The following is a 26,274-nucleotide window of genomic DNA, read 5'->3' on the forward strand; positions in this document are numbered from 1 at the left end:
GCTGATCTGGCGCCCCTCGGCCCTGCGGTTGGAGCGCTTCGAGTCGCCCTATCTAACGGCCCAGGGGCCGCTGCCGCTTGGGCGCACGCCGATGGGCCTGGAGATTGACCTTCGGCGCTTTCCCCTTGAGCGCCTCTCTGCGTTGCTGGGGACAGAGCTGCGGGGACAACTCAGTGCCTCAGGGGCACTCCGCGGTTCCCTGCAACGCCTTAGACCCGACCTCACTCTTCAAGCGGAGGCGCCTGGGCTCGGTCCGCTTGGTCTTGATGAGAACTGGGTTGGGACCTTCCAGGGCTTATCCCTGCGGCTGCAAGTCGAAAACAGCGCCGTTCCTGGAGCGTTGCAGGCGCGGCTGACCCCTGGCTGGCAGCTCAGCTCCCTCAGCCTCAAGAGGGCGGGCGGGGCGTTCGTCCTGACGGCGGGCAACCAGCGCTACCGCTGGAGTGCCGAGCGTTTCCCCCTCTCTGGCTTTGACCTGACCCTTTGGCCAGCGGCCGCCCCCCAACCGTTGTCCGGTTATTTGAGCGGGCAAGGGGCCCTCGCCATGAAGCCCCTGTCCCTCGACGGTCAGCTCCGGGTTGATCAACCGCAGCTGCTTGGACTGTTCGGTCGCTCCCTGCAAGCCAAGGCTGCGCTTCGCCAGGGTCGCTTCAGCCTGGATGGCCAATGGACTGCCCTTGGCTACGGAACGGTTGGCATTCAGCTCAAAGGCCAACAGGCCGGCCCCCTCTGGCTGCGGTTGGAGGCTCGCCAACTCCAATCGCAAACCCTGCAGGAGCTGCTGGCCGCTGTCCCCCATTGGGGTGGACTCCCTCCGACGCCAAGTGGTCGTGCCTTTGATTTGGGCACGCTGGTGTTCAACACCCAGGGCCAGTCCCTGGCGGATCAGCTCACGGCCCTGGCCCAAGCCCAGCGTCAGCGGGCCCAATCGGCGCAAACCAAAGCCGCACTGCATGACCTGCGAGGGGTGTTGGATGCCGACTTCACTTTGAGGGGGCCATCCGCTGACCGTTTATTTGTCGACCTCGCGGCCCAAGGACACCTGTGGCTTCAGGGGACGGATCGCGATCTAGCGCTTACGGATCAGCCGACTGTTGTGCGTCTCCATGGGCCACTCAACCAAGGGGGGGAGTTTGAGCTGGCCCATCTGCCACTGGCACTGCTGGCATTGGTCGCGCCGGTTCCAGAGGGTCTCCGGGGATCGCTTTCCAGTCGCGGTTCCTATCGCCTCGGAGGCCCCAAGCAGCGTCCAGCTTTTGAACTGAATTTGGCCCTGCAGAACGCCTCCCTCAATGGAGAGCGCTTGGCTCTCGAGCGCGGTGAGGTGACGTTGCAGAACAACCAACTCGCCCTCGATTGGGTCTTGCGCGGTGGTGGTTCCTCTGAGGTCGTGGATGTGCGTGGCACGGTTCCACTCTCGGCGTCATCGGATGCCCTGGAATTGCGGATTGGTAGCCGCGGTGATGGTCTGCGCTTTCTCACGGCCCTCTCGGGTTCGGCGGTGCAGTGGAAGCAGGGCAGCGCCGACCTGGAACTCCTGGTGCGCGGCTCTTTGCTCCAGCCTGTGGCGAACGGCTTTTTGCGCTTCAGCAATGGGGTGATGCAGCTGGCCGATCAGACGGTTCGCGATCTCGATGCGGTCCTGCTGTTCGACTTCAGTTCCCTGGAGATGCAAAGCCTGAGCGCTCGCGTCGGCGACAAGGGGCAGCTCAGTGGTAGCGGAGATCTCAACCTCTTTGCCTCGGGTGAGGGTGCGCCAGCACGCCGTCTGAATCTCACTGTTAAGCAAGCCCCGTTCAAGTTGGCGCGGATGGCCGCCGTCGCCGACGGAACCGTCGAGATCGGCGGCAGCCTGCTGCGCCCCGTTCTGGGCGGTGAGCTCGCCCTGAGCCGCGGGGCGATCAACGTTCAGCCCGGTGAGCTCGCCACGGAAGACGCCCCCAGTAAGCCCACCAACGTTCCTGCCCTGCTGGAGTCCAAGTGGGACTTCAACAAACCGCTGCTCGTGATGGGGCGTCAGTTGGAGAGCTCCAGCAGCCAAGACCTGCGGGCCGCCCTGCCCAACTTGGGCTCCGTCAGCTTTGAGCGCTTCCGCTTGCGCTTTGGCCGCGATCTGCGGGTGGAAGTCCCCAACGTCTTGAACTTCGGTGTGGGTGGTTTGTTGACCCTCAATGGCCCCCTCGACCCCAAGATTCAGATCAGTGGCGTCGTACGGCTGCTGCGGGGTCGCCTGGGGCTGTTCACCACCCCCTTCAGCCTCGATCCCGACGCCCCCAACGTGGCGGTCTTCACCCCCAGCCTGGGCCTGATTCCCTACGTGGACATTGTCTTGCGCACGCGGGTGTCCGACACCCTCTCGGCCTTCGGCGATGGCAGCAATCGCTCCACCATCTACGACTGGAGCACCAATGGCTCCTTCAACAACGCCTCCTTGACCCCCAACAGCTTTGATCAGCTGCAACTGGTGCGGGTGCGGCTCGAAGTCACGGGGCCTGCGGACCAGTTGGTCGACAACATTCGCCTCTCCAGTACCCCGCCGTTGCCTGAGGATCGCTTGCTGGCCTTGATTGGCGGCAATTCCCTGGTGGGTCTGGTCGGTGGCAACGCTGGAGCAGCCGTCGCCACCGTGGTTGGACAGTCCTTGCTCTCCCCTTTGGTGGGCAGCCTGACGGAATTGCTGGGCCAGCGGCTCACCTTCGCGATCTATCCGGCCTACGTCTTACCGACGAACTACGACGCCGAATCCAACCGCTCCGGTCAGGTGCCATCGCAGCTGGTTCCCGTCACCGACATCGGCTTGGATGTGAGTGAGCGTTTCAACGCCTCTGTGCTGGCTGCTCCCAACCGCAGCGACATCCCGCCCCAGGTCACCCTCGGCTACCAGGCCAAGCCCTGGTTGGGACTACAGACCTCCATCGATGCGGAGGCCCGTTGGCAGACCCAGATGCAGGTCTTCTTCCGTTTCTAGCGGCCATCCCAATGAGCGAACTGATCGGAGTGGATGTGGGAGGGACGGCCATCAAGATGGGCCGCTTCTCCAACGGCGGTGAGCTCCTGGCCGAGTTGGAATGCCCCACGCCGCAGCCAGCCATGCCCGGCGGAGTGGTGACGGCAATCGTCGATGCGGTCGCTGCCCTCGATCCCGATCGACGGGCCTCGAGGGTGGGCATTGGTTTGCCTGGACCGATGGATGCGGCGGCCCGGGTGGCTCGGGTCTGCATCAACCTGCCGGGTTGGCAGCAGGTGCCCTTGGCGGAATGGCTTGAGCCGCAACTCGGCCGACGGGTGACCCTCGCCAACGATGGGAACTGCGCCCTGATGGGTGAGGCCTGGCGGGGTGCTGCGGTCGGCTACCGCGATGTCTTGCTGCTCACCTTGGGGACCGGCGTGGGAGGAGGAGTGCTGCTCAATGGTCAGCTCTTCACGGGTCAAGGCGGAGCCGCCGCTGAACCGGGACTGATCAGCGTCAACCCCGATGGCCCCGCCTGCAACAGCGGCAACCGTGGCTCCCTGGAGCAGTACTGCAGCATTGCTGGCCTGCGCCGGCTGTTGGATCAGGACCCCCAAACCTTGGATCGGCTGGCCCGTGCGGGCGACCTGCAGGCCTTGGAGGCCTGGCGGGAGTACGGCCGTTGGCTTGGGGTCGGCCTGAGTTCTTTGATCTATGTCCTCACGCCCCAGTTGGTGCTGATTGGTGGTGGTTTGAGTGCCGCCAGCGCTCATTTTTTGCCCCATGCCCTGGCGGAGGTGGAGCAGCGGGTCCAGGCCGAAAGCCGCCTTGGCCTAGAGATCCGCTGTGCTGCCCTTGGCAACGGGGCCGGGCGACTGGGGGCCGCCCGCTTGGCTCTGGAACGGCTGAATGATTGAGCCCGGCTGGGATGATGCTCACTCGAGCCCCAGAAGTGTGTGAACGTTCCCGATCCATCGCCTGAACTGTTGCAGCGCGCTGGTGGCGTTCGAACCGCTGCGATGGCCCTGGGGCGTTGCAGTGATCAAGAGCGACGGCAGGCCGTCCTGGCGATGGCCGATGCCCTCGAGGCTGAGGCCAGCGCGATCGTCGCGGCCAATGCCGCTGATCTCGAGGCCGCGGCAGCCGCTGACCTGGCGCCCTCCCTGGTGGCCAGGCTGAAGCTGGATGCGAGCAAGCTGACCGGCGCGATCGAAGGGGTGCGTCAGGTGGCCCAGCTGCCGGATCCCGTCGGCGTGCGCCAGATGCACAGGGAGCTCGATTCCGGCCTGGTGCTCGAGCGCCTCAGTGTTCCCTTGGGGGTCCTGGGGGTGATCTTTGAAGCCCGCCCCGATGCGGTGATGCAGATCGCCTCGTTGGCCATTCGCTCCGGCAATGGCGCCATCCTCAAGGGCGGCAGAGAGGCCAACCGCAGTTGCACGGCGATCCTCTCCGCCCTTCGCAGCGGATTGGCGGCCTCGGCGGTCGCCCCTCAGGCCCTGGAGCTGCTGACGTCCCGTGAGGAAAGCTTGGCCTTGCTCAAGCTCGATGGCCTGGTGGATCTGATCATTCCCCGGGGTTCCAACGAACTGGTGCGCTTCATTCAGGACAACACCCGTATTCCTGTCCTGGGCCATGCCGATGGGGTCTGTCACTTGTATGTCGACCAGGAGGTTGATGTTCCCCAGGCGATTCGAATTGCTCTGGACGCCAAAACCCAGTACCCGGCCGCCTGCAATGCGATCGAGACCCTGCTGATTCACCGCAGCAGTGCCGCGGCGTTCCTCCAGCAGGCCCTGCCGGCCTTTGCCGAGGCTGGTGTGGAGTTGCGCGGAGATGCCGCCAGCCAGGCTTTGGGGGTTTCAACAGCAGCCGAGGAGTCGGACTGGCGGACGGAGTACTCCGATTTGATCCTCTCGGTCCGCGTCGTGGATGACCTGCAGCAGGCCTTGGATCACATCGCCCGCCACGGCTCACGGCACACCGAGTGCATTTGCACCACCAATGGCGCAACGGCGGAGACGTTCCTGCGAAGTGTGGATAGCGCTGGGGTCTATCACAACTGCTCCACGCGCTTTGCCGATGGCTTCCGCTATGGCTTTGGCGCCGAGGTTGGCATCAGTACCCAAACCCTGCCGCCCCGTGGCCCCGTTGGCTTGGAGGGGCTGGTGACCTACCGCTACCTCTTGCGTGGTGACGGGCACATCGCCGCTGACTACGCCTCCGGCGCCCGCAGTTTCAGCCATCGCGATTGCCCCCTGTGAGCGGTAGCGATCGGATCGTGGTGCGGGACCTGCGCCTTTGGGCCCACGTAGGCGTGCTGCCCCATGAGCGGGAAGTCGGTCAGTGCTTTGAACTCGACATCGAGCTCCGTTGGGATCTCAGTGACGCCGCCACCCGTGACGATGTGACCGCGACCCTGGATTACAGCCGTGCCATTCAGGCCCTGCAGCGCCAGGCCAGGCAGCTGCGTTGTCAGACCTTGGAGCATTGGAGCGGGCTGATCCTGGATCTGCTCGAGGACCTCTACGGCCCGGTGCCGATGGCGATCGAACTTCGCAAATGCCAGGCACCTGTCCCTGGATTTGGTGGCACGGTTGGCGTGCAGCGCAGCCGGCACCAGTCCGCCTGATCGATGACCAAGCGTCCTCTGGTGCTGCTGCATGGGTTGTGGGACACCCCCCGTTTGTTTCGCCGGCTCGAGCAGGCGCTGCTCGAGCGTCAGCCAGACCTGGAGCTCTTTGCACCCCACTTGCCCCATCGCCTGGGCGCCACGCCCATTCGTCAGCTCGCCGCGCAATTGGATCGCGTGATTCAAGGGCGCTTTGGCGATGAGAGAGAGCTGGATCTCTTCGGGTTCTCCATGGGTGGTGTGATTGCGCGCACCTGGCTGCAGGAGTGGGACGGGGTTCGGCGAACGCGCCGTCTGGTCTGTTTAGGCAGTCCACAGCAGGGAACATTGACGGCGCAGTTGGTTCCTCGCTGGCCCTTGGCAGGCATTGCTGACATGAAGATCGGCAGCGCACTCCTGCAGGATCTCGATGCGGGCAAGCATCACTTGGATGGCTTGCAGTGCGTCAGTTTGTACAGCTGCACGGACATCACGGTGTTTCCTGGTTGGCGGGCGGTTCTGCCCCAGGGGCCGCGGCAGGCCTTGCCCGTTTGGACCCACCGGCAACTCATCGTGAATCCACGGGCGATCGCAACATTGGCTGAGGAATTGCTGGCGCCTTAGCCACAACATTTCCCATCACGGCCGTTGTCTCTCGAGGGAAGCGTGTCTATGGGTAGGCAAAGTTTGAAGGCCCCCTATGTGCTTTTCAGCCTCCGCCAGTTTCACGGCATCGGCGGTTTTGATGCCGTTGGGGCTCTACAGCACCCACGTTGCACAAAAGACAGGAAAACGGGATTACATCCCACTGGCGCTGGTGCCCTTTTTCTTTGGGGTCCAACAGTTTGTTGAGGGTCTGGAGTGGACCGCGATTGACCAAGGCGGAGTGGAGCCGCTGAGCACCCTGGCGGGGCTGGGCTTTCTCTTTTTCGCCTACTGCTTCTGGATGATCTGGATTCCCTGGAGCGCTTGGTCCATCAGTCGATCGACGGATTCCAAGGGGCTGCAACAACGGCTGCGCTGGGTCGCGATTGTGGCAACGGTCTTGGGCATTGCCTTCTACTTGCCCGTGTTGTTTAACCCTCCCGCTCTGCAGCCTGCGGTCCACAGCAACGGTCGTCTGCTCTATGACGTCTCCAATCTGCACAGCATTATCCATAACTTCGTCAACACGGAGCCCGTGGGTGAGCTGGCGTATTGGGGCTTCATTGTTCTCCCCTTGATTGCCCTCTCTGATAAGGCCGTCAAGTTGTTTGGAGTCCTGATCTTTGTCTCGATCTTCCTGACCTGGTTGACCTACAGCGCTACGTTTAACTCGGTCTGGTGCTTCTATTGCGCCGTGCTTTCCATCTACGTCATCTGGATTGTCAATCGGCCGGCCTTGCGGGCTGCAGCCGGCCGCTAGTTGACGGGGGAGTTGAAGCATGGGAGTCCAAGCAGCGCTCGACGCTCTCGGTACTTGGCTGGTTCAAACCGATGTCGGCCTTGGTTTGTTGCTCGTGGTGGGACTGTCGATGTCCCTCTCCCATGTCTTTTCTCTCCTGGCTAATCGCCTAAATCGCCGCCAAATCATCATCCATCTGATTCTCGATGGCCTGATGCTTTCAGTGGCTTTCCTCTTAAGCAGCACCATTGATATGGTTCTGCTGGCCACAAGAGCCAGTATTCCAGTCCACCCCAGTGCCTTTATTGATGGGGTGGCTGTGTGTTTGCTGCCGGCGGTCTTTTATTTGCTGGTTGCTGCGCCCTATGTCGGTGAAACCATCGGCTTTGCGATTTGGGTGCTGATGCACCTCAACGTGGTGTCGTTGTTGCATGTGCGCTTCGCTCTGCCCTACGGCGAGGCCTTGCTGCTGGCGACTCCTGGCTATGCCGTTGCCGTGTTGCTTGTCTGGTTGTTGTTCCGCCAGAGCTGGCAGGCGGGATACAGCACCCTGGCCTCCCAACTGTCCGATGCCCATGGGGCTTGAGTGATGAACCGGTCATCCCCCGCTCAGCAGGCGGCGATCCAAGCCCAGCAACACAGCACTCGCTCGAGGCTCGCTTTCATTGTGCTGGTGCTCGCCTTGGGGCTGGGGGTGAGTTGGTTTGGTCTGGGCCATGTGCTTTTGGCCCTGCGCTCGGTCTTGGATTGGGCTGACATCAACCTGCTCTTGCGTTGGTCTGGCTTGCTGCTGTTGGTCTTGATTCCGACGGCTGGCATCTATTCCCTGGTCACGCAATTTGCCTTTTGGGAGGGCTGGTTGGAGGGGCTCCCGGATCCCACCGCCCTGTTCCCCACGTCCCCTGCGGCGGCTGAGCATCGCTGTTTTGTGGTGTATCTCGATGGGATTCACCAACTGGAGCGCGATCATCCGCCGCGGGTCTCGGCCTTTTTGCAGTTGCTGGATCAGCAGCTCAACCACTCCACCCGGTTGGTGAAGGGCTTGGAGGCCTACACCGTTCTGCCCGTGGCCCTGGCTCAAGACCTGGGTAGTGCCTGGTTTTGGCGTCGCTTGTTTGCCCTGCAAGAGGAGCATCCCAACGGCTGGATCCAGCTGTTGGCTGCCGTTTTGGTTCAAGCCAACAACGTGATCAAGGTGGGGATTTCCTCGGACCACCGCTACGGCCCGATCATGAATTACGAGCTGTCCCTCAAGATCGCGTTGCGGCTGGGGGAGGTCGGGTTTCGGCCTGATCAGGGCCAGCGCATCGTTTTGGTGGGCTACAGCGGTGGTGCTGAGATGGCGATGGGCGTCGCGGAATATCTCCGCCGCATTTGCCGTGCGCCAGTGAGCATCGTCAGCTTCTGCGGCGTGTTTAGCGGCAATCAACTGCTGAGCCAGCTCTCCAAAATCACGATGATCATTGGGAGCCGTGACCCGGTGGCGGCCTTTGGCCGCATTGCCTATCCGGGGCGATCACCGTTGCTACCCCTGTCGAATTGGAATCGAGCCCTGAAGCACTCCCGCATTGAACGGCGGGAGATTGAGGGCATGAACCACAACGGTTTGAGTGGCCCGTTTGCTGAATTGCACCGCGAGGCCGTCGTAGAGCAGATCGTCCAGGCGATTGAGTCAGAGGACTAGGGCCTGCTGGGTCAACCGGAATGGGCTGCTTTGGGGTTGTGAGGCTTTGAGGCGCCGTTTGGCATCGCGGCTGCCCTCCGCAAAGCAAAAGCCATCGTGGGGCAGCTCTGTGAGGGCGCGGCAGTAACGCTCACGGGCCCTGTGCTGTGATTCCTGCTGTAGCTGCAGTCCACGGGCTCGCTGCAGGAGTCGTTCTCGCCAGATGGCCCCGAGCAGGCAGGGGAAGAGGTCGCAGCGTCCGTCCATGGCCTGTTGCAACACCGCAGAGCTATCGATGCAAAATCCCAAGGCCCCATATCCCCCAAGCCAGAGCGCATCGGCATCGCTCTGCTGGTTGTGTATCAAGGCCATGATGTCGCAGAGATCCATCACCTCGAGGAGACGTTCAGCGCAGAACGGCTCCCCCAAGTAGCGGATCGTTCCATTCACTCGGTCGTTCTGCCAGGGACGATGGAGATCGTTGAGGGCTTCCCAACCACAGAGCCCCTCGGTGCCCTGGTAGTACTGCAGGCGGATGAGATCGTTGCCCCGTCGCCATTCCAGCTCCAGACAGCTGTGGGGAAGCAAGCCCTGGATGTCCTGCTCCCCCTCCCCAAGCAGTCCAGTGCGGATGGGGAGGGCCAAGGGCACCTGGCTGCACCCCTCTGGATTGGGCAGGCTTGCCCCAAGTCCAAAGCTGGCCACACTGGCGCGCAGCTGGGCCTGAAGGCTCCAGCCCTCCTGCTGCAACCGGCTGAACCAGGCCCTGCAGCTGCTGGCTCCATCGATTTGCCACTGATCCTGCTCCAGCGCGTTGGCTGCGAGGCGATTGAGCACGCGGGCGGCCAGTGCGTTGCGCTCTCGCTCGCTGGCGGACTGTTCATGGTGTAGTCCGGCGTTATGCCAGATGAGCCCGCCGCTGAGGCGCTCGGCCTCTGTGTTGCCTACTTGAGGGTCTGTTGGATCAGTGCTTGATGGATTGAGCTGAAGGAGCTGCTCCAAGCTGCTGGGCAGCTCGGCATCCTGTTGCCCGCGCCAACGGCCCATGGCAGCGGCGTGTTCTCCATTGAGGAAGTGGGGCAGCGCATCGGCCACCGCCCCAAGCAGGGCCGGAGTGAGCAGTTCGCGCTCCACGAGTCCGCCCAGGGTCTGCAAGCGCTGGGGCAAATCCGCCGGGGCCAATTTCCAGCCCTTGGGCAACAGCCAGAGCAGCGGCAGCAACTGTGGCTTGTGGAGCTGGTGGGCGAGGCGTTTGAGCCAATCCGATCGGGTTAAGCCTGAGCGAAAGACGCTCTGATCCAGGGCGTCTTCAAAGGCGAGCAACGGAACGCTGCAGGACCAGTCCGGATCCAGCTGCAGGGGATCGACAACAGAGGCGAGGGGGGAGCCTGAAGCCATGGGGCGGCCCATCTCCCCCCATCCTGTAGGCCCTGGACTTAGACGGCTACCAGACCGGAGTGGCGAATTAGAGCATCGCTACTGGGTTGACGCCCCCGGAAGGCCTCAAACACCTGTTTGGGGTCCAGGCTGCCGCCAAGACTCAGGACCGTGTTGCGGAAGCGGCGACCGGTCTCGCGAATTTGGTCTTCGTTCTCCAGGCCGACGTCCTCAAAGGCTGCGAAGGCATCGGCACTGAGCACCTCCGCCCACTTGTAGGAGTAGTACCCCGCCGCATAGCCGCCGGCGAAGATGTGTCCGAAGGAGCAGAGGAAGGCGTCCTCGTCGATGGGGGCCAGCACTGAGGTGGTGGTAGCGATCTCCCTTCGGAGGGCCTCCGGTGTCACACCGGACTCCGGCGTCCACTGGCTGTGCAGACGCAGGTCCACCAGGGCGAAGTGCACCTGACGCAGGGTCGCTGAACCGCCCATGAAGGTTCGTGCGGCCAGCAGTTTGGAGAATTCGCTCTCGGGTAGGGCCTCACCCGTTTGCCAGTGACGGGCCATCCCCATCAGGGTGGCGCGGTCGTAGCACCAGTTCTCCATGAACTGGCTGGGCAGTTCAACGGCATCCCACTCGACGCCATTGATGCCAGCCGCCTGGGGGTGCTCCACGCTCGTGAGCATGTGCTGCAGACCATGGCCGAACTCATGGAAGAGGGTCTCGACCTCGTCAAAGGTCATCAGGCTCGGCGTCTCTCCGACCGGCGCACTCTGGTTGCAGATCAAGTAGGCCACCGGCAGGACCACGCTGCCGTCAGTGCCCTTGGAGCGCACCAGGCATTCATCCATCCAGGCGCCACCTCGCTTGCTGCCCGGACGGCTGTAGGGATCGAGGTAGAAGCCAGCGACGGGTTGGCCTTGCTCGAGGATGCGGAAGAAACGCACATCCGGATGCCAGATCGGCGCCTCCCCATCGGCCGCCTCGATCCGGATTCCAAACAGTCGCTCGCTCAGGGCAAACAGCCCATCGAGCACCTGCGGTAGGGGGAACCAGGGCCGCAGGGCTTCGCTGTCGAGTTCAAAACTCTCTTGGCGAAGGATCTCAGCCCAGTAGCTGATGTCCCAGGGCTGCAACTCAGTCGCTTCTGGGGCGCCGTGGGCTTGGGCGCAGCTTGCAAGCGCCTGCAGTTCCTGCTGGGCAATCGGGTAGGCGGCGCTGCGCAGGTCCTCCAGCAGCGACTCCACGGCCTGCTCCGAATCGGCCATCTTCGAGGCAATGCTCAACTCCGCCCAGTTGGCAAACCCCAGTCGCTCCGCCTGTTGTCTGCGCAGCGTCAGGATCTCTTCGATCAGCGGCCAGTTGTTGAGGTCACTGCCGTCTTGACCTGAGGCACGGCTGACGTGGGCCTTGTAGACCTTCTCACGCAGATCACGCCTGCGGCTGTACTTCATGAAGGGGACGTAGCGGGGCATGTCCAGCCCCATCAGCCACGGCCCTTGCTCAGCACTGGCGTCCTCGTCGCCGGCCTGGCGTGCCGCTTGGGACAACTGCCCCAGCAGGCTTTCCGGTAGACCTTCGACCTCGGCGGCGTGCGTCAGTCGCAGGGTCCAGTGGTTCGTGGCATCGAGCACATGGTTGCCGAAGCGGGTCGAGAGTTCCGCCAAGGTCTGACTGGCACTGTTGAAGGCCTCTTTGCTGGCGCCACTGAGGCCGACCCCGCGCAGCTTCATATCCCGAAGTTCGGCATCGAGAATCCGTTGTTGGGTGCCATCCAGGCCAGAGCGACCCGCCTCGAGTTGCTGCAGGGCGCGATAGATCACCTGGCTCTGGCCAGCACGGTTGCCGAATTGGACAACCGAGGCCTGTTGGCTGGCATGGGCATCCCGCAGCTCTGGGCTGTTGCAGACCCCGTTGAGGTGACTGACGACACCCCAGCTCCAGCGCAGCCGCTCACCCAGCCGCTGCAGTGGTGCCATCACATCGTTCCAGCTCAGCGTCTGGTTTTGCTCGAGTCTCTGGCCCAAGGACTGCTCGAGGTCACCCAGTTCGCTCTCCAGGGCCTGCATCAACGCCGGGATGTGCTCGCTGACGGCCTCGGGGGTGATCGCCTCAAAGTTCGGCAGGCCTTCGCCCCGCAGGATCTCCGGTTGAGCGTTGGCAGCGCTGCTGACAGTCATCGGGGCTGAGGCAAAGGGCCTTGTTCGGCCCATTCCAGCTCAGGGACTGACGCTGCGGGGAATTAGCCGAGGGCGGGTAGCCGAAGAGCCACGACGGCGTGCTGCGCCAGGTCGTTGGCAAGGGCCGTGGTGGTCGCCTCATAGAGATCAATCGCCACTCGAGGCCAGAAGCCAATCACCAGGGTCGGTACCAGGAGGGTGAGTCCAATGACCAGTTCCCTCGGCTTCATGTCGCCGAGAACCGCCAGCGCTGGGATCCGGGGTCCAAAGAACACCCGTCGGCAGAGGCTCAACAGGTAGATCGGGGTCAACACCACACCGATGGCCGCCAGGACAACGGCGATCACCCGGAAGCCCACGGTGAAGCCGTCATTGCTCGTCACGCCAAGGAACACGGTGATTTCACTGACGAATCCACTCATGCCAGGCAGGGCCAGGGAGGCCAGGGAGCTGGCGACAAAAAAGGCGAAGGTGATCGGCAGAACCTTGGCCAATCCCCCCATGTTGGGGATCGAGAGGGTTTTGGTCCGCTCGTAGAACACGCCGGTCACGAAGAACATCGCGGCGGCGATCAGTCCGTGGCTGATCATCTGCAGCATTGCTCCGCTCATCCCCAGGCTGTCGATGGCACCGATGCCGAGCAGCACGAAGCCCATGTGGCTGACGGAGCTACAGGCGATACGCCGTTTGACGTTGTCCTGGGCCAGGGCGTTGAGGGCGCCGTAGACGATGTTGACGATGCCCAGAACGATCAGTGCGGGCGCCAGCTGCAGGTGGGCTTCCGGCAACATCTGCACGTTGAAGCGCAGCAGGGCGTAGCCCCCCATCTTCAGCAGCACCCCAGCCAGCAGCATCGAGACCGGTGCATTGGCTTCTCCGTGGGCATCGGGAAGCCAGGTGTGGAGCGGGAACATCGGCAGTTTCACGCCGAATCCCACCAGGAATCCCAGGTAACAGAGCAGGCCGAAAAGGCCGCCTGGGGAGCGGGCAATCAGTTCGCTCAGGTTCAGGGTGAAGGGACCGTTGAGGGCAAGGGCCAGGCCGCTCAACAGGATCAACAGCGAGGCCGTCGCCGTGTAGAGGATGAACTTGGTGGCCGCGTATTGACGCTGCTGGCCGCCCCAGATGGCGATCAGCAGATACACAGGAACCAATTCGAGCTCCCAGGCCAGGAAGAAGAGCAGGAAGTCCTGGGAGAGGAAGACCAAGGCCTGGGCAGAGGCCTGCACCAGGAGCAAAGCGAAGTAGAGCCTGGTTTTGGTCTTGATGTTCCAGCTGGCGGCCACCGACAGCAGGGTGACCAAGCCAGAGAGCACCACCAGCGGTGCTGAGAGTCCATCGGTGGCGAGGGACCACTCCAGGCCGATGGCGGGAACCCAGGCGAAACGCTCAACCAGTTGCAGCCCTGCGATCGAGCCGTCGTAGTGCTGGCTGTAGACGTAGAGCATCAGCCCTAGGTCAGCCAACAGGGTCGTCAGCGCAACCGTTCGCGGGAGCTTGGGGTCCGTGCCATCACCGGGCAGGAGCATCACCAGCGGCGCGATCGCGATCGGAAGCAGAGCGATCAGGCTGAGCCAGGGAAAGGTTGTTGGCGCCGCCAGCATTCCCTGGGCGAGAGCGGAGTCACCAAACGCGGAGCCGGGAATCGCAGCGGACGCGGCCATCAGGGGCAGGTTGGCGTCCATCGCGTGCACGGCTTTTGGGTATCGAGGGCGATGTCCCGTATCTGGGTTCAGCCCTCTAGGGACTCAACCCTCCTCCTACGGGAGGTGCCTATCAAGGAAGAAATCTACCAGTGAGACCGATCTGGTCTAGGCATTTCTACTCAGGTTGAGTGGCCTAGGAGGGCAGGTGCTCCCAGCGGCTTCCGGCCTGGTGGAGCTGCAGCACCTGGGAGCGGGAGGCCACCCCAGCACCCTCCCAGGCCCGAACCATGGTTTTGCTGACGGCCACCGCCGAGTCTTCAGGGCAGAGGGCCAGGATGCTCGGTCCGGCGCCGCTGATGACACAGCCCCAGGCCCCGGCTGCCATGGTGGCCTCGCGCACCTCCTGGCCCCCTTGGATCAAGCCCCAGCGATAGGGCTCGTGGATTCGGTCGTGCATCCCATCGGCGATCAGGTCGCCATTCCCGGTGCGTAGTCCCTGCAGCAGCAAGGTCAGGCATCCGAGGTTGGTCACGGCATCGGGAATGGAGATGGCCTTCGGCATGACCCGTCTGGCTTCGCTGGTGGACAGACGAATGGCCGGGATGGCCACCACCACCATCACCTTCGGGTCCCATTCGCAGCGCACCACGCGCCAGCGATGGGAGGCGGCTCGAGCGGTCAGGCAGAGGCCACCGAGCAGTGAAGGAACCACGTTGTCCGGGTGCCCCTCAATGTCGATCGCCAGCTCCAGCAGCTTCTCGCGACTCAGCTTCTCGCCGATCAGCGCGTTGGCCCCCATCAGGCCGGCCACGATGGCTGTGGCGCTGCTTCCCAGTCCCCGTGCTGGTGGAACTGCCAGGCGGACCCGCGCTTCGACCGCAATCGGCTCTTCCCCTGCTTCTTTCCAGACCCGCTGGGCTGCGCGGTAGACGAGGTTGTCCGGGCCGCCCCGCAGGTGCGATCCCTCGCTGCCTTCGATCACCAGTTCAAACCGCTCGCCACTGCCTTCGATGCAGCGCATCTCGAAGCGGTTGTTCAGATCCAGGGCCGCTCCGAGGCAATCAAAGCCGGGACCCAAGTTGGCTGTTGTGGCGGGGACATCCACCACAACCCCCTGTCCAATGCGGGGGCGGGCCATGCGCTCTGTTCTGCTTGGGTCAGTGTCCCACTCAGGCGTTCAACAGCCGAGCCCGGCAAGCGGCACTGAAGAGTCCAGTCTCGCCGTCGATCAAGGCGTGGACAGGGATTTGTTCCACCACGGCGTTGAGCCGTCCTTTGTTCAAGAAGGCCCCAAGGAAGCGCTCTGAGCGCAACTCATCGAGAAGCTTGCCCGCTGTGCCACCTCCCAGCCAAAGCCCGCCATAGCAAAGGCTTTGCAGGGCAAGATCCCCTGCGCAGCTTCCGTAGGCCTCCAGCCAGAGATCCAGGGCTTTGCGGGCGAGGGGATCGCCAGCCGCTGCGGCCGCAGCGGTCGCCGCAGGCAACTCGGTGTCGGCCGTCTTCATCAGGGCATGGTTGCGTCCGTCGGGATGGGTGGCCAGGCGCCAGCGCATCACGTCGCCCAGTCCCGTGCCGCTCACCACCCGTTCAATCGAGAGGCGCGGCAGACCGAACTCGGCCATCAACCAGGTCTTCAGTTGCCACTGCTCCTCGTTGCAGGGGGCGAATTCGCCATGGGAGGCCTCGCTGGCCATGGCCTGCAAGCCCCCTGCCGTGGGCACTCCGATCGCTACCCCCAGACCGGTCCCGGCCCCAAGAATCGCGATCGGCGCCTTGGGGTCGCCGCCGCCCGCAGCCGGCTGCCGCAGGGTCGTCTGTTGCTCTGGCTGCAGGTGAGGCAGCCCATAGATCAGAACGGCAAAGTCGTTGACCAGCTCGAGCACCTCGAGCTGGCAGGCGCGGGCCAGTTCCACCTCATCCAGAAGCCAGGGGAGGTTCGTGAGTTTCACCCGGCCCTGGCGCACCGGACCCGCAATCGCGAAACAGGCCTGGCGAGGTCGCTCGAAGCAGGACGCCTCCCCGTCGAGGAAGTGATTGACCAGGGCCGAGAAATCAGCCCAATCGGCCGAGACGAAACGTTGACTGGCCTTCTGAATCAGTGCCGTTCCTTCGACGCTGTAGAGGCCCAGCAGGGTCTTCGTGCCGCCAATATCACCGGCTAGAAGCGTGGTCATCGGAGATCAGCGGGGGCTGATCTTGAGCCCCGCTTCCCGATCTTGATTCGCTTCCTTGGCAGCGGCCACAACGGTCTCCAGCTCGATGCTGCCCAGGTCGCCCTCCCGGCGGCTGCGCAGGCTGATGGTCCCGCCTTCGGCCTCCTTGGCGCCGATCACCCCCAGAACGGGGATCTTCATCTGTTCACCATTGCGAATCAGCTTGCCCAGGCGGTCACCGGAGTGATCCACGCTGGCGCGTACGCCGGCCGCCTTCAGGGCCGCTGCGACGGATTCGGCGTAGCCGGTGACCTCATCGGTCACCGGCAGAAGGCGGATCTGCTCGGGTGCCAACCAGAAGGGGAAGTCACCGGCGTAGTTCTCGGTCATGATCCCGAAGAACCGCTCCAGTGAGCCAAAGATGGCGCGGTGGATCATGATCGGCCGCTGCCTGGATCCGTCCGCTGCCACGTACTCCAGGTCGAAGCGTTCAGGCAGGTTGAAGTCCAGCTGGACCGTGGAGCATTGCCACATCCGGCCGATGGCGTCCTCGATCTTGAGGTCGATCTTGGGGCCGTAGAAGGCACCACCGCCTTCGTCGATCTTGTAGGCCCAGCCCTTGCGCTCCAGCGCTTCGATCAAGCCCTGGGTGGCGAGATCCCAAACCGCGTCTTCGCCGATGGACTTCTCAGGCCGGGTGGAAAGGTTGATTTCGTAGTTGCGGAAATCAAAAGTCGAGAGGATCTGTTCGGTGAGATCCAGGATCGCCAGGATTTCGTCGCTGATCTGCTCCGGCAGGCAGAACACGTGGGCGTCGTCCTGGGTGAAGCCCCGCACCCGCATCAGGCCGTGCATCACACCGGGACGCTCGTAGCGATACACCGTCCCGAGCTCGGCCCAGCGGATCGGTAGCTCGCGGTAGCTGCGCAGGGTGCTGGCGTAAGTCAGCACGTGGAACGGGCAGTTCATGGGCTTGAGCTGGTACTCCCGCTCGTCCACCTGCATCGGGCCAAACATCGACTCGCTGTAGAAGTCGAGGTGGCCAGAGGTCTTCCAGAGGCTGATGTCAGCCACGTGGGGGGTGTAGAGCAGCTCGTAGCCGGCGTTGAAGTGGAGCTCCCGCCAGAGGTTCTCGATCAAGAGGCGCATGCGGGCGCCGCGGGGATGCCAGAAGACCAAGCCAGCGCCGGCTTCGTCCTCAATCGAGAACAGGTCGAGGTCGGTCCCGATCCGGCGGTGGTCCCGGCGCTTGGCTTCCTCTTGCCTGCGCTTGTATTCGCTCAGCTGTTCTGGGGTTTCCCAGGCGGTGCCGTAGATCCTCTGCAGCTGGGCGTTGTTCTCGTCGCCACGCCAGTAGGCGCCTGCGACGCTCTCAAGGTCAAAGGCCTTGGCGTTCAGTTCCTTGGTGTTGCTGACGTGGGGGCCTGCACAGAGGTCCCACCAGTCCTCGCCGAGGGTGTAAAGGCTGATGGGTTCTTGGATCCCGGCCAGAATTTCCAGCTTGTAGGGCTCGTTCTGGGCCTGAATCCGGCTTTCGGCCTCCGCTCGGCTCACCTCAAGACGCTCCAGCGGAAGCTTCTTGTTGATGAGTTTGATCATTTCCTTCTTGATGGCCTTGAGGTCGGCCTCCGTGAAGGGATCGGGGTTATCGAAGTCGTAGTAGAAGCCGTTCTCGGTCCAAGGTCCGATGGTCACCTGGGCCTTGGGGAAGAGGCGCTGGACCGCCATGGCCATCACGTGGCTCATGGAGTGGCGGATACGCAGCAGCTGCTCGCTCTCGCTGGTTTTGGGCAGGTGCACCGTGGCTGCAGGCTCGGCAGTACGGGTCGCGGTCACGGCAGCGGCATAGCAACCCCGATCCTACGCAGCGCAATTCAGACCATTACTAGGGTGTGGGAGTGAGCAACCCCCAAGAACCCCAGGCTGAGTCGGCCGAATTGCTCGACCACTTGCTCGAGTCACTCTTTGGTGACTTTCGCTATTGGTTCCAGCGCGGTTTGGTCCTTCTGGATCACGCCCCCGATCACCTGGTGCCACCGGTGGAACAGCGGGAGTTTCGTTCCGCCCTGGAGGAGGCGCTTCAGGCGATCGCTGCCGCCAAAGCACTCCGGGCCGCCTGCTCGACCCCCATGGCCGTTGATATGGATGCCATGACCCCTTGGCATCGCCTGATGATGCGGGTCTGGAACCTCTCCGCGATGTTGCGGGTGGCGGGAGTGCCGCTTCCGGAGCAAGAGCGCCCCGATCCTCCTCAGGCCTGAGCCCAGCGGCTGCGCTTCAGTTGCTTGAGGTTGGATTCGTAGAAGTTGGCCAGTTCCGCAGCCTTCTTCACGGGTTGGCCGTAGGCGCTCAGTCCGTTGTGGCTAGGGAAGGAGGCCCACTCCCTGGACAGCACGGCCATCACCCCGCGGGTTAAGCCGCTGCGGTCGACTTGATCGAGTACACCGCGGCGATCCACCAGATACAGGGCCGCTTGGTCCTGGTTGTGGGGCTTGAAGCTGCGAAGGCTCAGTTTGTTTGCGGCTTCTTTCCAGGTGCCGGGCAGGAATTGATAGGCACCTGCGGCCGCGCTCGTGTAGCGCTTCACCACCACCACATCAGGGTGTTTGGCCAGGCTGCTGAAACGCCCGCCGCCGTAGAGGGTGCGATAGCCCTCGGGGCCTTGTTTCCAGGTGCCCTCGGCGTAGCGAATGGTGTTGAGCAGGGCCCGGCGCTCCGGGGTGATTGCATACAGCTCTCCGTCCTCGGTCTCGCTGGCAGCCGCCACGATCTGCTCCAGTGACTGATCCACCTCGACTCCCTTGGAGGGAGTCACGAGGGGGCCAGCGGCCAGAAGCAGCAGACCCAGTGAGCAGGCCGGAGCGGCGGCACGACTGGGCTTGAGGGAATGCTGGAGCGAATGACGAATTGGCAAGCGGCACAACGTCGCAGTCCATTGAGACTGCTGGCTAGCCGAGTCTCAAGGTGAGACTTCCCGTCCGAACTGGACAAGTGCTGCCTCGATGTGCTGCAGGTTGATTTTTAGTTCTCCAGGGCGATTGGCGAGGTTTTTGGCTGGCCAATGCGCTGTAACGAATTAGCCACCTTTATCTTTCCTTCCGTTTTTGATTAGCGGCTTGGGGCCTCAGTTCGCCTTGAGGAAGCCCAGTGCCTCGCGGGTTCGCTCCAGAGTGGCCTGGGCCACAGCATTGGCGCGCTCGCTGCCTGCTTTGAGGACGCGGTCCAGTTCGGCGGGATCAGCGCTCAGGTCGTTGTAGCGCTCTTGAATGGGGCGCAGCGCTTCGACCAGTGTCTCGGCCAGTAGGGGTTTAAAGGTGCCCCAGCCCATCGCGGCGCACTCTGCAGCGGCTGCCTCACGACCTTTGCCGCTCAGCAGGGCATAGAGCCCCAAGAGGTTGTCGGTTTCGGGGCGCTCCGGGTTCCCAAATTCGAGGCCCATCACGGGATCGGTTTTGGCGCGCTTGACCTTCTTGGTGATCACCTCAGGCGAATCCAGCAAATTAACGCGGGATCCTTCGTTGGGGTCGCTCTTGCTCATCTTGCTGCGCCCGTCGGTCAGGCTCATTACGCGGGCACCCTCCTTGAGGATGAGCGGCTCGGGCACCTTCAGGACGGGGATGGGCTCGCCTTCGGCATCCCGCGGGGCAAAGCGAGCGTTGATTCGCTGCTGGGCGATGTCTCGGGCCAGCTCCAGGTGCTGTTTCTGGTCCTCGCCAACGGGCACGAGGTCAGCGTCATACAGAAGGATGTCCGCCGCCATCAACACGGGGTAGTCCAGAAGGCCAACGGAGACTTGGTCCCCCTGTTTGACGGCCTTCTCCTTGAACTGGATCATCCGCTCCAACCAGTTGAGCGGTGTGACGCAGTTCAGGAGCCAACAGAGCTCGCTGTGGGCTGAGACATGGCTCTGGACGAAAACCGTCGCTTTCTCAGGATCGATTCCGCAGGCGAGATAGAGGGCGGCGGTGTTGCGCGTGTCACGGGCCAGGGCGGCCGCGTCATGGGGCACGGTGATCGCGTGCAGGTCCACGACACAGAAAAAGGTGTCGTGGGTCTCCTGCAGTCCGACCCAGTTGCGGATGGCTCCGAGCCAATTGCCCAAATGCAAGGCGCCAGTGGGCTGAACTCCGGACAGGACCCTGGCGCGTTGCATGCGAGCTGGCGAAATGTTCGCCGGATTCTGCCTGGAGGCAGGACCCGGCAGCGGCCTCGAATCAGGCCTCGGTGGTCTCTTCGGTGGTGGTTTGCTCTGTTGCCACTTCGGTGGTTTCCGACGCGGCTTCCTCGCTCACCGTCTCCTCTTGAGGGACGGCGGCTGCTGGTTTGGCGGGACGGGCAAACGGATTGGGGCGGTTGCCAGGGCGCTCATTGCGCTCGCCACGACGGTCACCGCGCTCGCCCCGTCCCCGGGAACCGGCACTGGCCTTCTGCTGGGCAACGATGTCGTCAATCCGGCCCTCTTCGATCAGCTGGGCCACGGTGCGCAGGGACAGGCCCAGGGCTGCCACGGTGGAACGGACGCCAAAAGCCTCTTGCACGGCGCGGGCGGCGCGCATCTCGTTATCGCTCAGGCGAATGCGGAACCCGCCACCTTCGCGAGGACCGCGGTTGCCTTGGGACTGCTCGCCCGAATTTCGCTGGAAATCACCGTCGGCCATGGCCGCACACCTGAAGAAGTCAGCGGCAAGTGTGCCCTACCGACAGTGAGGCCGGCCAGTGCCAAATCAGGCGATGGTGTTCTGGACTGCCTGCTCGGGCCAAGACCAGTACTGGCAAAGGATTTGGTCCCTCCGATTCGATGCTGCTTCGGTAGCGCGACAGCAGGTCGAGGTAGGCCTGCAGCGTCCAGCCATGGCAACCCTGATCTTGTGCGGCCCAAAAGCGTTGGAGCGCCTCGGAGCAGGCCACCTTCCCGAACTCATCCCAACATTGCTCTTCCGCTTCTGCGCTCGAGAAACCGGCGCGGATCAGGTTGCGGAAGCGAATCAACTCTGGGACTTCACCACTGTTGTCGGGCGGTAAAACCGCGCTGAGCCTGCTGATGGGCAGGATCTGCAGCCGCAACCAGCAGCGCTCGAGCAGGGCAATGGGCCGATCGCCATCCCAGCAAGCCAACAGTTGTTGGCGGTCACTGAGATCGGTCAAGAGCTGCTGCTGATGGGGGGTCAGCCAGCGCAGGAGCTCAGCCATGGGTCCCCTGGAAGGTGATGGTGGATTCCGCGTACTCCCGTGGTTCCAAGTGGATTGTGCAGCGAACGGGTCCAAAGCGCCGCTCGAGATGCTCCTCCACGAGCTCGGTAATCCGATGGGCTTTGGGCAGGTCATCGGCATCCACCACCATGTGGAGCTCAATGAACACGCGCTGACCCAGAACCCCGCGGCTGGCGATGTCATGGACGTTGAGGACTCCAGGGACGCCCATCGCCGTCTCGTGGATGGATTCCGGTGCAATGGCGATTTGATCGACCAACCAGGGCAAGTTGGTCTTCAGCACCTGCCAGCAGACACGGATCAAGAGGACGCAGAGCGGGATGGCCATCGCCACGTCCAGCCAGGTCTGCTTGAACAGAACGACCCCACAGAGACCGACCAGGACCACAACGGTGGTCCAGATGTCGCTGGTGGTGTGTTTGGCATCGGCTAACAGCAGCTGGTTGCCCAGGCGTCTGCCCTCACTGCGCTCGTATCCGGCAAGCAGCAGATTGCAGCCCAGGACGATGAGGAGCAGCAGCAGCTCCTGGCCATCCAGGCGGATTGGGGGCAGGCCCGAGCTGATGCGCTCGAGGGCTGTGCGCACGATCTCAAAGGCCGTCAAGCAAATGAAGCCCGCAATCGCTAGGGCTCCGACCGCTTCGTATTTGTCATGGCCGTAGGGGTGATCGCGGTCCGGCTTGGGGTCCGAGAGGCCATTGGTGATCAGCCCCAGGAGGCTGGACAAGCCATCGGTGGCGCTGTGCATGGCATCCGCCAAGAGCGCAAGGGATCCGCTCAAGAGACCAATGATCAGCTTGAGCAGCGTCATCGCCACGTTGACCCCGAGGGCCACCAGCAGGACCCTCTGGACCTCGGACCGGCGGTCGGCCCGCTCGTTGGTTTGGCCAGCAAGACCCATGGCCAAGGAGGCTCATTGAGCTCCTCCCACGCTATTGGGTCTGGGCATGGGTTAATAGCTGAGCTAAAGAGTTGGCGCGGCCGCCGAATTCAGGCTCCCCATTGACGGTTCCTCAGGTCTCAGCTGAATCCCCATCGCCGAGGCCCGTCTCACTGGGGGAGGAGCTCAAAGCGCAGGTTCTGCGCCAGGGAATGCGGCATTGGCCCTGGCTTGCGGCAGCAGGCGGCGGCTGGATGGTGCTGGAGTCCCTCCATGGGCCCCTCTCCTCGCTGATGGGCTTGGGTGCCGCAGGGGCCGGCCTCTGGTTGCTTGGCGGGCGCATGCATCCAAGCGGTCAGCACCTGCCTCAGTCCTCCGAGGGTTGGCTTGAGCGCTGTGAGGCGGTTCTTGAGCAGTTCCAAGTGCTGCAGGCAGCCAGCACTGAGGAGGGTCGTGCTCAGGCCAAGACCTTTGAGCTCCACCAGAGTCAGCGCCGCTCTCAGCTGGAGCTGTTGCGTCAGCGCCAAGAGGAGACCTGCATTCAGCTGGCCCTGGTGGGGACCGCAGCTTGGAGCGCTTCCGAGCAGGAGCAGCTGTTGTGTCACTGCCCCTCTGTGCATCCACTTCGGGTGCATCGCAGTCACGCCCTGCCCTTGTCTCCTCAGTCCTGGCAGTGGCCGGAGGTGTTTCGCCACTGCGAGCTGCTGCTGTATCGACTCGATCTGCCCCTGACGGCGGCTGACTTGCGCTGGCTTGAAGCCCTGCCAGAGCAGCAGCGGGTGGGAATTCTGGTGCGCACGAAACCGGAGCTCGAGAGTTCCGCCCAGCTCCAGCAACTCGAGCAGCAGCTTCCCGTTCATCTGCGCGGGCGCTGTTGGCCGCTTGCGGCCCAGGAAGCCAGTGGCTGGCGAGACCTCACCTCCTGGTTCGCGGAATCCACACCTCTGAGCCGGGAGCGCAACCAACAACGCTGCCTGCAGGAGTTGCATGCGTCTTGGCAGCTTGAACTCGAGGGCCTGCGCCGCCAGCACTGGTCCCGTTTGCTGCAACGCACCCAGTGGACCGTGGCGGCGGGCGTCGTTGTGGCGCCGCTTCCCAGCTTGGATCTGTTGGTGCTGGCCGCTGCCAATGGCTTGATGCTGCAGGAGATGGCCAGGCTTTGGAATTGCCCTTGGTCCCTTGAGCAACTGCAAGCCTCGGCGTCTCAGTTGGGCAAGGCGGCGCTGAGTCTGGGGGTTGTCGAGTGGAGCTCTCAAGCCCTGGCGTCGGTGGTGAAGTGGCACGGTCCGACATGGCTTGTGGGGGGTGCCATGCAGGCCCTCAGTGCCGCCTATCTGACCAGGGTTGTGGGCCGGGCGATGGCGGACTACATGGCTTTGGCCGCCGGCGTTCCCGAAGCGGAGTTGGATGCTCTCTTGCAGCGCCAGGCTCCCCTGTTGGTTGCCCGCGCGGCGGACGAGGAGAAACTGGACTGGAGCGCGTTTTTGGTTTCTGCGCAGCAGTGGCTCAAAGAACAATCGGCCCCCGCCTAATCGCCAGGCCGCGCAGACTCGAGCGCTATACATAGCTTCATGAAGGCTTCATGAAGCTCTTCATGAACATTTTGGTTCTTTCCTGAATTTAATTTTTGCTCCAGGAAATGTTTTCTAGGGGCACCTAGGTTTTGCAGGCCGCATCTGCGGCATTCGTACTCATTTGGCTCGATTGGGCCTTCCCTTATGACCACTGCTCTTCGTAAGAGCGGCTCCAGTTCTTGGACGCAGTTTTGCGAGTGGGTCACCAGCACCGACAACCGCATTTATGTGGGTTGGTTCGGCGTCCTGATGATTCCCTGCCTGCTGGCCGCCACCATTTGCTTCATCGTTGCCTTCATCGCCGCCCCGACGGTGGATATCGATGGCATCCGTGAACCTGTTGCCGGATCCCTGATTTACGGCAACAACATCATCTCTGGCGCTGTCATCCCCAGCAGCAATGCCATTGGTCTGCACTTCTATCCCATCTGGGAAGCCGCCAGCCTCGACGAGTGGCTGTACAACGGCGGTCCGTATCAGTTGGTGGTTTTTCACTTCCTGATCGGCATCTCCTGCTACATGGGCCGTCAGTGGGAACTCTCCTACCGCCTCGGCATGCGCCCCTGGATCTGCGTGGCCTATAGCGCTCCGCTGTCTGCTGCTTTTGCAGTGTTCCTGGTGTATCCCTTCGGTCAGGGCTCCTTCTCCGATGGCATGCCCCTCGGCATCTCTGGAACCTTCAACTTCATGTTGGTGTTCCAGGCTGAGCACAACATCCTGATGCACCCCTTCCACATGCTTGGTGTGGCTGGTGTCTTCGGTGGTTCCCTGTTCTCCGCCATGCACGGCTCCCTGGTGACCTCCTCCCTGGTGCGTGAAACCACCGAGAGCGAGTCCCAGAACTACGGCTACAAGTTCGGCCAAGAGGAAGAGACCTACAACATCGTGGCTGCCCACGGTTACTTCGGTCGCCTGATCTTCCAATACGCCTCCTTCAACAACAGCCGCAGCCTCCATTTCTTCCTGGGTGCTTGGCCTGTTGTCGGCATCTGGTTTACGTCCATGGGCGTCAGCACCATGGCCTTCAACCTGAACGGCTTCAACTTCAACCAGTCGATCCTGGATTCCCAGGGTCGTGTGCTGAACACCTGGGCTGACGTGCTGAACCGCGCCAACCTCGGTATGGAAGTGATGCACGAGCGCAACGCTCACAACTTCCCCCTCGACCTGGCTGCGTCCGAGATCACCCCGGTGGCTCTGACTGCACCGTCGATTGGCTGAGCCCCAACGGATTGGCCCCTATTCCCAGAGCCCTCGCGTTAGCGAGGGCTTTTTTGTGTGCAGGCCCGCCTGGCTTTTGATGGAGCTCCAGCAGTTGTTCGTGCTTCGCTGTGTCCACCGACCCCGTTGTTTGGTCAGCACCGGAACTGCCGCCGATGCGTTTGGCCGTGGTTGGTCACATCGAGTGGGTGCAATTCCTGGCGGTTGATCAACTGCCTCGACCGGGTGCCATTGGCCATGCGCTCCGCAGTCTGGAGGAGCCCGCCGGTGGTGGCGCGGTTGTCGCGGTGCAGATGGCGCGGCTGACCCGGCAACCCGTTCAGTTCTTCACGGCCCTGGGGCGGGATGCGGTTGGGGAGGCCTGCGTGCAACGCCTCCAAGCCTTGGGTCTTGAGCTCCATGTGGCCTGGAGGGATGCTCCGACCCGGCGGGGCCTGAGCCTGGTGGATCCCGGAGGTGATCGGGCGATCACGGTGATCGGAGACCGCCTGAGCCCGTCCCTCAGTGATCCGTTGCCGTGGAAGGACCTGGCGGACTGCGATGGACTCTTCGTCACGGCGGCTGATGCGCCGCTCCTGCGCGCCTGCCGCGCCTCCAAGGTTCTGGCGGCCACACCGCGGGTCCGTCTACCCGTGCTGCAGGAGGCCGCTGTTCCCTTGGATGCCCTCATTGGCAGTGGCCTGGATCCTGGAGAGGCGGTGGATCCCACGCAACTCACACCCGCGCCCCGTGCCTTGATCCGCACCGAGGGAGCCGCCGGAGGCCACAGCGTTCCAGGCGGCCGGTACGACGCGGCTCCGCTTCCAGGTCCCCTGGTGGAGAGCTATGGCTGCGGCGACAGTTTTGCGGCAGGTGTCGTGACGGGCCTTGCGGCCCAACGGTCGCTCGCTGATTCCATCAGGCTGGGCGCCCAGTGCGGAGCAGCTTGTGCAACACGCTTTGGCCCCTATGGCTAACCGACTTGGTCGCCTGGCCCTGCGGGTCCTCAGGGTGACGGCAAGCACCGCCTCGATCATTGAGCTTCTGCGCTCCGATTGGACCGGAGGTGTCTCGGCTGGGCTGGCCTGGCTGTTGTTCGTGCAGTTGGAGCGCCGGGTTCAGGCCGGTTCGACGCATGATTCCGAGGAGCCGCTGAGCTGACTGACGCCGACCCCGGCCGGTGCACAGAGGTAGGTCCCATCACCCACACGCTCCATTTGGCCGTCCAGGGCATGGACGGCGCCGGCCACGAAATCGAGGATTCTCTGCGCTTCGCTGGGCTCCATTCCTTCGAGTTGCAGCACGACGCATTGGCGCTCCCGCACCGCTTCGACGGCATCGCTGGCCTGCTCGAACTGCCGGCAGCGCAGCACTGTGACCTGCGGGAGCCAGATCCCAAATGGCGTCTGCATGGCCCGCTCGTGCAGCGATGTCTGTGTTCTGCCCCA

Annotated in this window: 25 protein-coding genes; 13 read left to right on the forward strand and 12 right to left on the reverse strand. The window is 63.2% G+C overall.

The genetic code is table 11. The features are described 5' to 3' along the window. Positions 1 to 1,669 precede the first annotated feature (1,669 nt). From CB0205_RS16740 to CB0205_RS0109225, 8 genes are all read left to right on the forward strand, one after another. Positions 1,670 to 2,968: a translocation/assembly module TamB domain-containing protein gene (locus CB0205_RS16740; RefSeq protein WP_369791657.1), complete on the forward strand. Its 1,299-nt coding sequence runs from the start codon at positions 1,670 to 1,672 to the stop codon at positions 2,966 to 2,968. An 11-nt stretch (positions 2,969 to 2,979) separates the two neighbouring features. Then, positions 2,980 to 3,867 carry an ROK family protein gene (locus CB0205_RS0109195; protein ID WP_010316737.1) on the forward strand — a complete coding sequence of 296 codons (888 nt, stop codon included), beginning with the start codon at positions 2,980 to 2,982 and terminating at the stop codon, positions 3,865 to 3,867. A 69-nt stretch (positions 3,868 to 3,936) separates the two neighbouring features. Next, positions 3,937 to 5,211, forward strand: coding sequence for a glutamate-5-semialdehyde dehydrogenase (locus CB0205_RS0109200; RefSeq protein WP_010316739.1), 1,275 nt, complete (start codon positions 3,937 to 3,939; stop codon positions 5,209 to 5,211). Next, the gene (gene folB, locus CB0205_RS0109205; protein WP_010316740.1) at positions 5,208 to 5,579 is read left to right on the forward strand and encodes a dihydroneopterin aldolase; all 372 of its coding nucleotides are present in this window, start codon (positions 5,208 to 5,210) and stop codon (positions 5,577 to 5,579) included. The genes CB0205_RS0109200 and folB overlap by 4 nt, the downstream gene beginning before the upstream one ends. A 3-nt stretch (positions 5,580 to 5,582) precedes the next feature. Next, positions 5,583 to 6,182 (forward strand): triacylglycerol lipase, encoded by a 600-nt coding sequence (locus CB0205_RS0109210; RefSeq protein ID WP_010316741.1) that lies wholly within the window; start codon positions 5,583 to 5,585, stop codon positions 6,180 to 6,182. Between the two features lie 76 nt (positions 6,183 to 6,258). Continuing rightward, positions 6,259 to 6,963 (forward strand): DUF6629 family protein, encoded by a 705-nt coding sequence (locus tag CB0205_RS0109215; RefSeq protein ID WP_010316742.1) that lies wholly within the window; start codon positions 6,259 to 6,261, stop codon positions 6,961 to 6,963. Between the two features lie 19 nt (positions 6,964 to 6,982). Continuing rightward, entirely contained in the window at positions 6,983 to 7,528 is a 546-nt protein-coding gene (locus CB0205_RS0109220; RefSeq protein WP_010316743.1) for a hypothetical protein, read from the forward strand. Between the two features lie 3 nt (positions 7,529 to 7,531). Next, the gene (locus CB0205_RS0109225; protein WP_010316744.1) at positions 7,532 to 8,626 is read left to right on the forward strand and encodes an alpha/beta hydrolase; all 1,095 of its coding nucleotides are present in this window, start codon (positions 7,532 to 7,534) and stop codon (positions 8,624 to 8,626) included. Here CB0205_RS0109225 and CB0205_RS14615 read toward each other — a convergent pair. The 6 genes from CB0205_RS14615 to thrS form a co-directional block, all read right to left on the reverse strand. Further along, the gene (locus tag CB0205_RS14615; RefSeq protein WP_043705869.1) at positions 8,615 to 10,003 is read right to left on the reverse strand and encodes a hypothetical protein; all 1,389 of its coding nucleotides are present in this window, start codon (positions 10,001 to 10,003) and stop codon (positions 8,615 to 8,617) included. The two genes, CB0205_RS0109225 and CB0205_RS14615, sit on opposite strands and share 12 nt — an antisense overlap. Before the next feature lie 38 nt (positions 10,004 to 10,041). Further along, positions 10,042 to 12,162 carry a M3 family metallopeptidase gene (locus tag CB0205_RS0109235; RefSeq protein ID WP_010316746.1) on the reverse strand — a complete coding sequence of 707 codons (2,121 nt, stop codon included), beginning with the start codon at positions 12,160 to 12,162 and terminating at the stop codon, positions 10,042 to 10,044. 62 nt (positions 12,163 to 12,224) lie between these two features. Then, on the reverse strand, positions 12,225 to 13,847 hold the full coding sequence (locus tag CB0205_RS0109240) for an NAD(P)H-quinone oxidoreductase subunit 4 (protein WP_010316748.1): 1,623 nt from the start codon (positions 13,845 to 13,847) through the stop codon (positions 12,225 to 12,227). A gap of 154 nt (positions 13,848 to 14,001) precedes the next feature. Beyond that, positions 14,002 to 14,946, reverse strand: a complete 945-nt coding sequence (thrB, locus tag CB0205_RS0109245; protein ID WP_010316750.1) for a homoserine kinase — start codon at positions 14,944 to 14,946, stop codon at positions 14,002 to 14,004. A 31-nt stretch (positions 14,947 to 14,977) separates the two neighbouring features. Further along, on the reverse strand, positions 14,978 to 15,982 hold the full coding sequence (gene glk, locus CB0205_RS0109250; RefSeq protein ID WP_010316752.1) for a glucokinase: 1,005 nt from the start codon (positions 15,980 to 15,982) through the stop codon (positions 14,978 to 14,980). A 6-nt stretch (positions 15,983 to 15,988) separates the two neighbouring features. Beyond that, a complete protein-coding gene (thrS, locus tag CB0205_RS0109255; protein WP_232197289.1) occupies positions 15,989 to 17,707 on the reverse strand; it encodes a threonine--tRNA ligase in 1,719 nt (572 codons plus the stop codon). Between the two features lie 152 nt (positions 17,708 to 17,859). On the opposite strand from thrS, the gene CB0205_RS14620 reads away from it, so the two are divergent. Continuing rightward, positions 17,860 to 18,222 carry a DUF2605 family protein gene (locus CB0205_RS14620; protein ID WP_010316756.1) on the forward strand — a complete coding sequence of 121 codons (363 nt, stop codon included), beginning with the start codon at positions 17,860 to 17,862 and terminating at the stop codon, positions 18,220 to 18,222. Here CB0205_RS14620 and CB0205_RS0109265 read toward each other — a convergent pair. From CB0205_RS0109265 to CB0205_RS0109285, 5 genes are all read right to left on the reverse strand, one after another. Further along, the gene (locus tag CB0205_RS0109265; protein ID WP_010316757.1) at positions 18,213 to 18,875 is read right to left on the reverse strand and encodes a glycoside hydrolase family 104 protein; all 663 of its coding nucleotides are present in this window, start codon (positions 18,873 to 18,875) and stop codon (positions 18,213 to 18,215) included. The genes CB0205_RS14620 and CB0205_RS0109265 overlap by 10 nt on opposite strands. A gap of 210 nt (positions 18,876 to 19,085) precedes the next feature. After that, positions 19,086 to 20,114, reverse strand: coding sequence for a tryptophan--tRNA ligase (gene trpS / locus CB0205_RS0109270; RefSeq protein WP_010316758.1), 1,029 nt, complete (start codon positions 20,112 to 20,114; stop codon positions 19,086 to 19,088). A 61-nt stretch (positions 20,115 to 20,175) separates the two neighbouring features. Beyond that, the gene (locus CB0205_RS0109275) at positions 20,176 to 20,619 is read right to left on the reverse strand and encodes a hypothetical protein (RefSeq protein WP_010316759.1); all 444 of its coding nucleotides are present in this window, start codon (positions 20,617 to 20,619) and stop codon (positions 20,176 to 20,178) included. A 19-nt stretch (positions 20,620 to 20,638) separates the two neighbouring features. Continuing rightward, entirely contained in the window at positions 20,639 to 21,151 is a 513-nt protein-coding gene (locus CB0205_RS0109280; protein ID WP_010316760.1) for a hypothetical protein, read from the reverse strand. Further along, complete coding sequence (locus CB0205_RS0109285) at positions 21,144 to 22,073, reverse strand: cation diffusion facilitator family transporter (RefSeq protein WP_010316761.1); 930 nt, start codon at positions 22,071 to 22,073, stop codon at positions 21,144 to 21,146. The genes CB0205_RS0109280 and CB0205_RS0109285 overlap by 8 nt, the downstream gene beginning before the upstream one ends. A gap of 191 nt (positions 22,074 to 22,264) precedes the next feature. On the opposite strand from CB0205_RS0109285, the gene CB0205_RS0109290 reads away from it, so the two are divergent. The 4 genes from CB0205_RS0109290 to CB0205_RS0109305 all read left to right on the forward strand — a co-directional run bounded on the left by CB0205_RS0109290 (position 22,265) and on the right by CB0205_RS0109305 (position 25,987). Further along, complete coding sequence (locus tag CB0205_RS0109290; RefSeq protein WP_010316762.1) at positions 22,265 to 23,584, forward strand: YcjF family protein; 1,320 nt, start codon at positions 22,265 to 22,267, stop codon at positions 23,582 to 23,584. A 186-nt stretch (positions 23,585 to 23,770) separates the two neighbouring features. After that, a complete protein-coding gene (psbA, locus tag CB0205_RS0109295) occupies positions 23,771 to 24,847 on the forward strand; it encodes a photosystem II q(b) protein (RefSeq protein ID WP_010316763.1) in 1,077 nt (358 codons plus the stop codon). A gap of 155 nt (positions 24,848 to 25,002) precedes the next feature. Then, entirely contained in the window at positions 25,003 to 25,803 is an 801-nt protein-coding gene (locus tag CB0205_RS0109300) for a PfkB family carbohydrate kinase (RefSeq protein WP_010316765.1), read from the forward strand. Beyond that, positions 25,796 to 25,987 carry a hypothetical protein gene (locus CB0205_RS0109305; protein WP_029626273.1) on the forward strand — a complete coding sequence of 64 codons (192 nt, stop codon included), beginning with the start codon at positions 25,796 to 25,798 and terminating at the stop codon, positions 25,985 to 25,987. The genes CB0205_RS0109300 and CB0205_RS0109305 overlap by 8 nt, the downstream gene beginning before the upstream one ends. Here the strand turns inward: CB0205_RS0109305 and CB0205_RS0109310 are convergent. After that, positions 25,945 to 26,238, reverse strand: a complete 294-nt coding sequence (locus CB0205_RS0109310) for a cell division protein SepF (RefSeq protein ID WP_010316767.1) — start codon at positions 26,236 to 26,238, stop codon at positions 25,945 to 25,947. The two genes, CB0205_RS0109305 and CB0205_RS0109310, sit on opposite strands and share 43 nt — an antisense overlap. Positions 26,239 to 26,274 lie beyond the last annotated feature (36 nt).

Origin of the sequence: Synechococcus sp. CB0205, from assembly GCF_000179255.1 — a bacterium.
Classification (GTDB): domain Bacteria; phylum Cyanobacteriota; class Cyanobacteriia; order PCC-6307; family Cyanobiaceae; genus Vulcanococcus.

Coding starts and splice junctions, on each gene's coding strand:
- CB0205_RS16740 (WP_369791657.1), top strand. CDS start 1,670: ATGCAAAGCCTGAGCGCTCGCGTCGGCGACAAGGGGCAGCTCAGTGGT.
- CB0205_RS0109195 (WP_010316737.1), top strand. CDS start 2,980: ATGAGCGAACTGATCGGAGTGGATGTGGGAGGGACGGCCATCAAGATG.
- CB0205_RS0109210 (WP_010316741.1), top strand. CDS start 5,583: ATGACCAAGCGTCCTCTGGTGCTGCTGCATGGGTTGTGGGACACCCCC.
- CB0205_RS0109215 (WP_010316742.1), top strand. CDS start 6,259: ATGTGCTTTTCAGCCTCCGCCAGTTTCACGGCATCGGCGGTTTTGATG.
- CB0205_RS0109220 (WP_010316743.1), top strand. CDS start 6,983: ATGGGAGTCCAAGCAGCGCTCGACGCTCTCGGTACTTGGCTGGTTCAA.
- CB0205_RS0109225 (WP_010316744.1), top strand. CDS start 7,532: ATGAACCGGTCATCCCCCGCTCAGCAGGCGGCGATCCAAGCCCAGCAA.
- CB0205_RS14615 (WP_043705869.1), bottom strand. CDS start 10,003: ATGGCTTCAGGCTCCCCCCTCGCCTCTGTTGTCGATCCCCTGCAGCTG.
- CB0205_RS0109235 (WP_010316746.1), bottom strand. CDS start 12,162: ATGACTGTCAGCAGCGCTGCCAACGCTCAACCGGAGATCCTGCGGGGC.
- CB0205_RS0109240 (WP_010316748.1), bottom strand. CDS start 13,847: ATGGACGCCAACCTGCCCCTGATGGCCGCGTCCGCTGCGATTCCCGGC.
- thrB (WP_010316750.1), bottom strand. CDS start 14,946: ATGGCCCGCCCCCGCATTGGACAGGGGGTTGTGGTGGATGTCCCCGCC.
- glk (WP_010316752.1), bottom strand. CDS start 15,982: ATGACCACGCTTCTAGCCGGTGATATTGGCGGCACGAAGACCCTGCTG.
- thrS (WP_232197289.1), bottom strand. CDS start 17,707: ATGAGCCACGTGATGGCCATGGCGGTCCAGCGCCTCTTCCCCAAGGCC.
- trpS (WP_010316758.1), bottom strand. CDS start 20,114: ATGCAACGCGCCAGGGTCCTGTCCGGAGTTCAGCCCACTGGCGCCTTG.
- CB0205_RS0109275 (WP_010316759.1), bottom strand. CDS start 20,619: ATGGCCGACGGTGATTTCCAGCGAAATTCGGGCGAGCAGTCCCAAGGC.
- CB0205_RS0109280 (WP_010316760.1), bottom strand. CDS start 21,151: ATGGCTGAGCTCCTGCGCTGGCTGACCCCCCATCAGCAGCAGCTCTTG.
- CB0205_RS0109285 (WP_010316761.1), bottom strand. CDS start 22,073: ATGGGTCTTGCTGGCCAAACCAACGAGCGGGCCGACCGCCGGTCCGAG.
- CB0205_RS0109290 (WP_010316762.1), top strand. CDS start 22,265: ATGCGGCATTGGCCCTGGCTTGCGGCAGCAGGCGGCGGCTGGATGGTG.
- psbA (WP_010316763.1), top strand. CDS start 23,771: ATGACCACTGCTCTTCGTAAGAGCGGCTCCAGTTCTTGGACGCAGTTT.
- CB0205_RS0109300 (WP_010316765.1), top strand. CDS start 25,003: ATGCGTTTGGCCGTGGTTGGTCACATCGAGTGGGTGCAATTCCTGGCG.
- CB0205_RS0109305 (WP_029626273.1), top strand. CDS start 25,796: ATGGCTAACCGACTTGGTCGCCTGGCCCTGCGGGTCCTCAGGGTGACG.
- CB0205_RS0109310 (WP_010316767.1), bottom strand. CDS start 26,238: ATGCAGACGCCATTTGGGATCTGGCTCCCGCAGGTCACAGTGCTGCGC.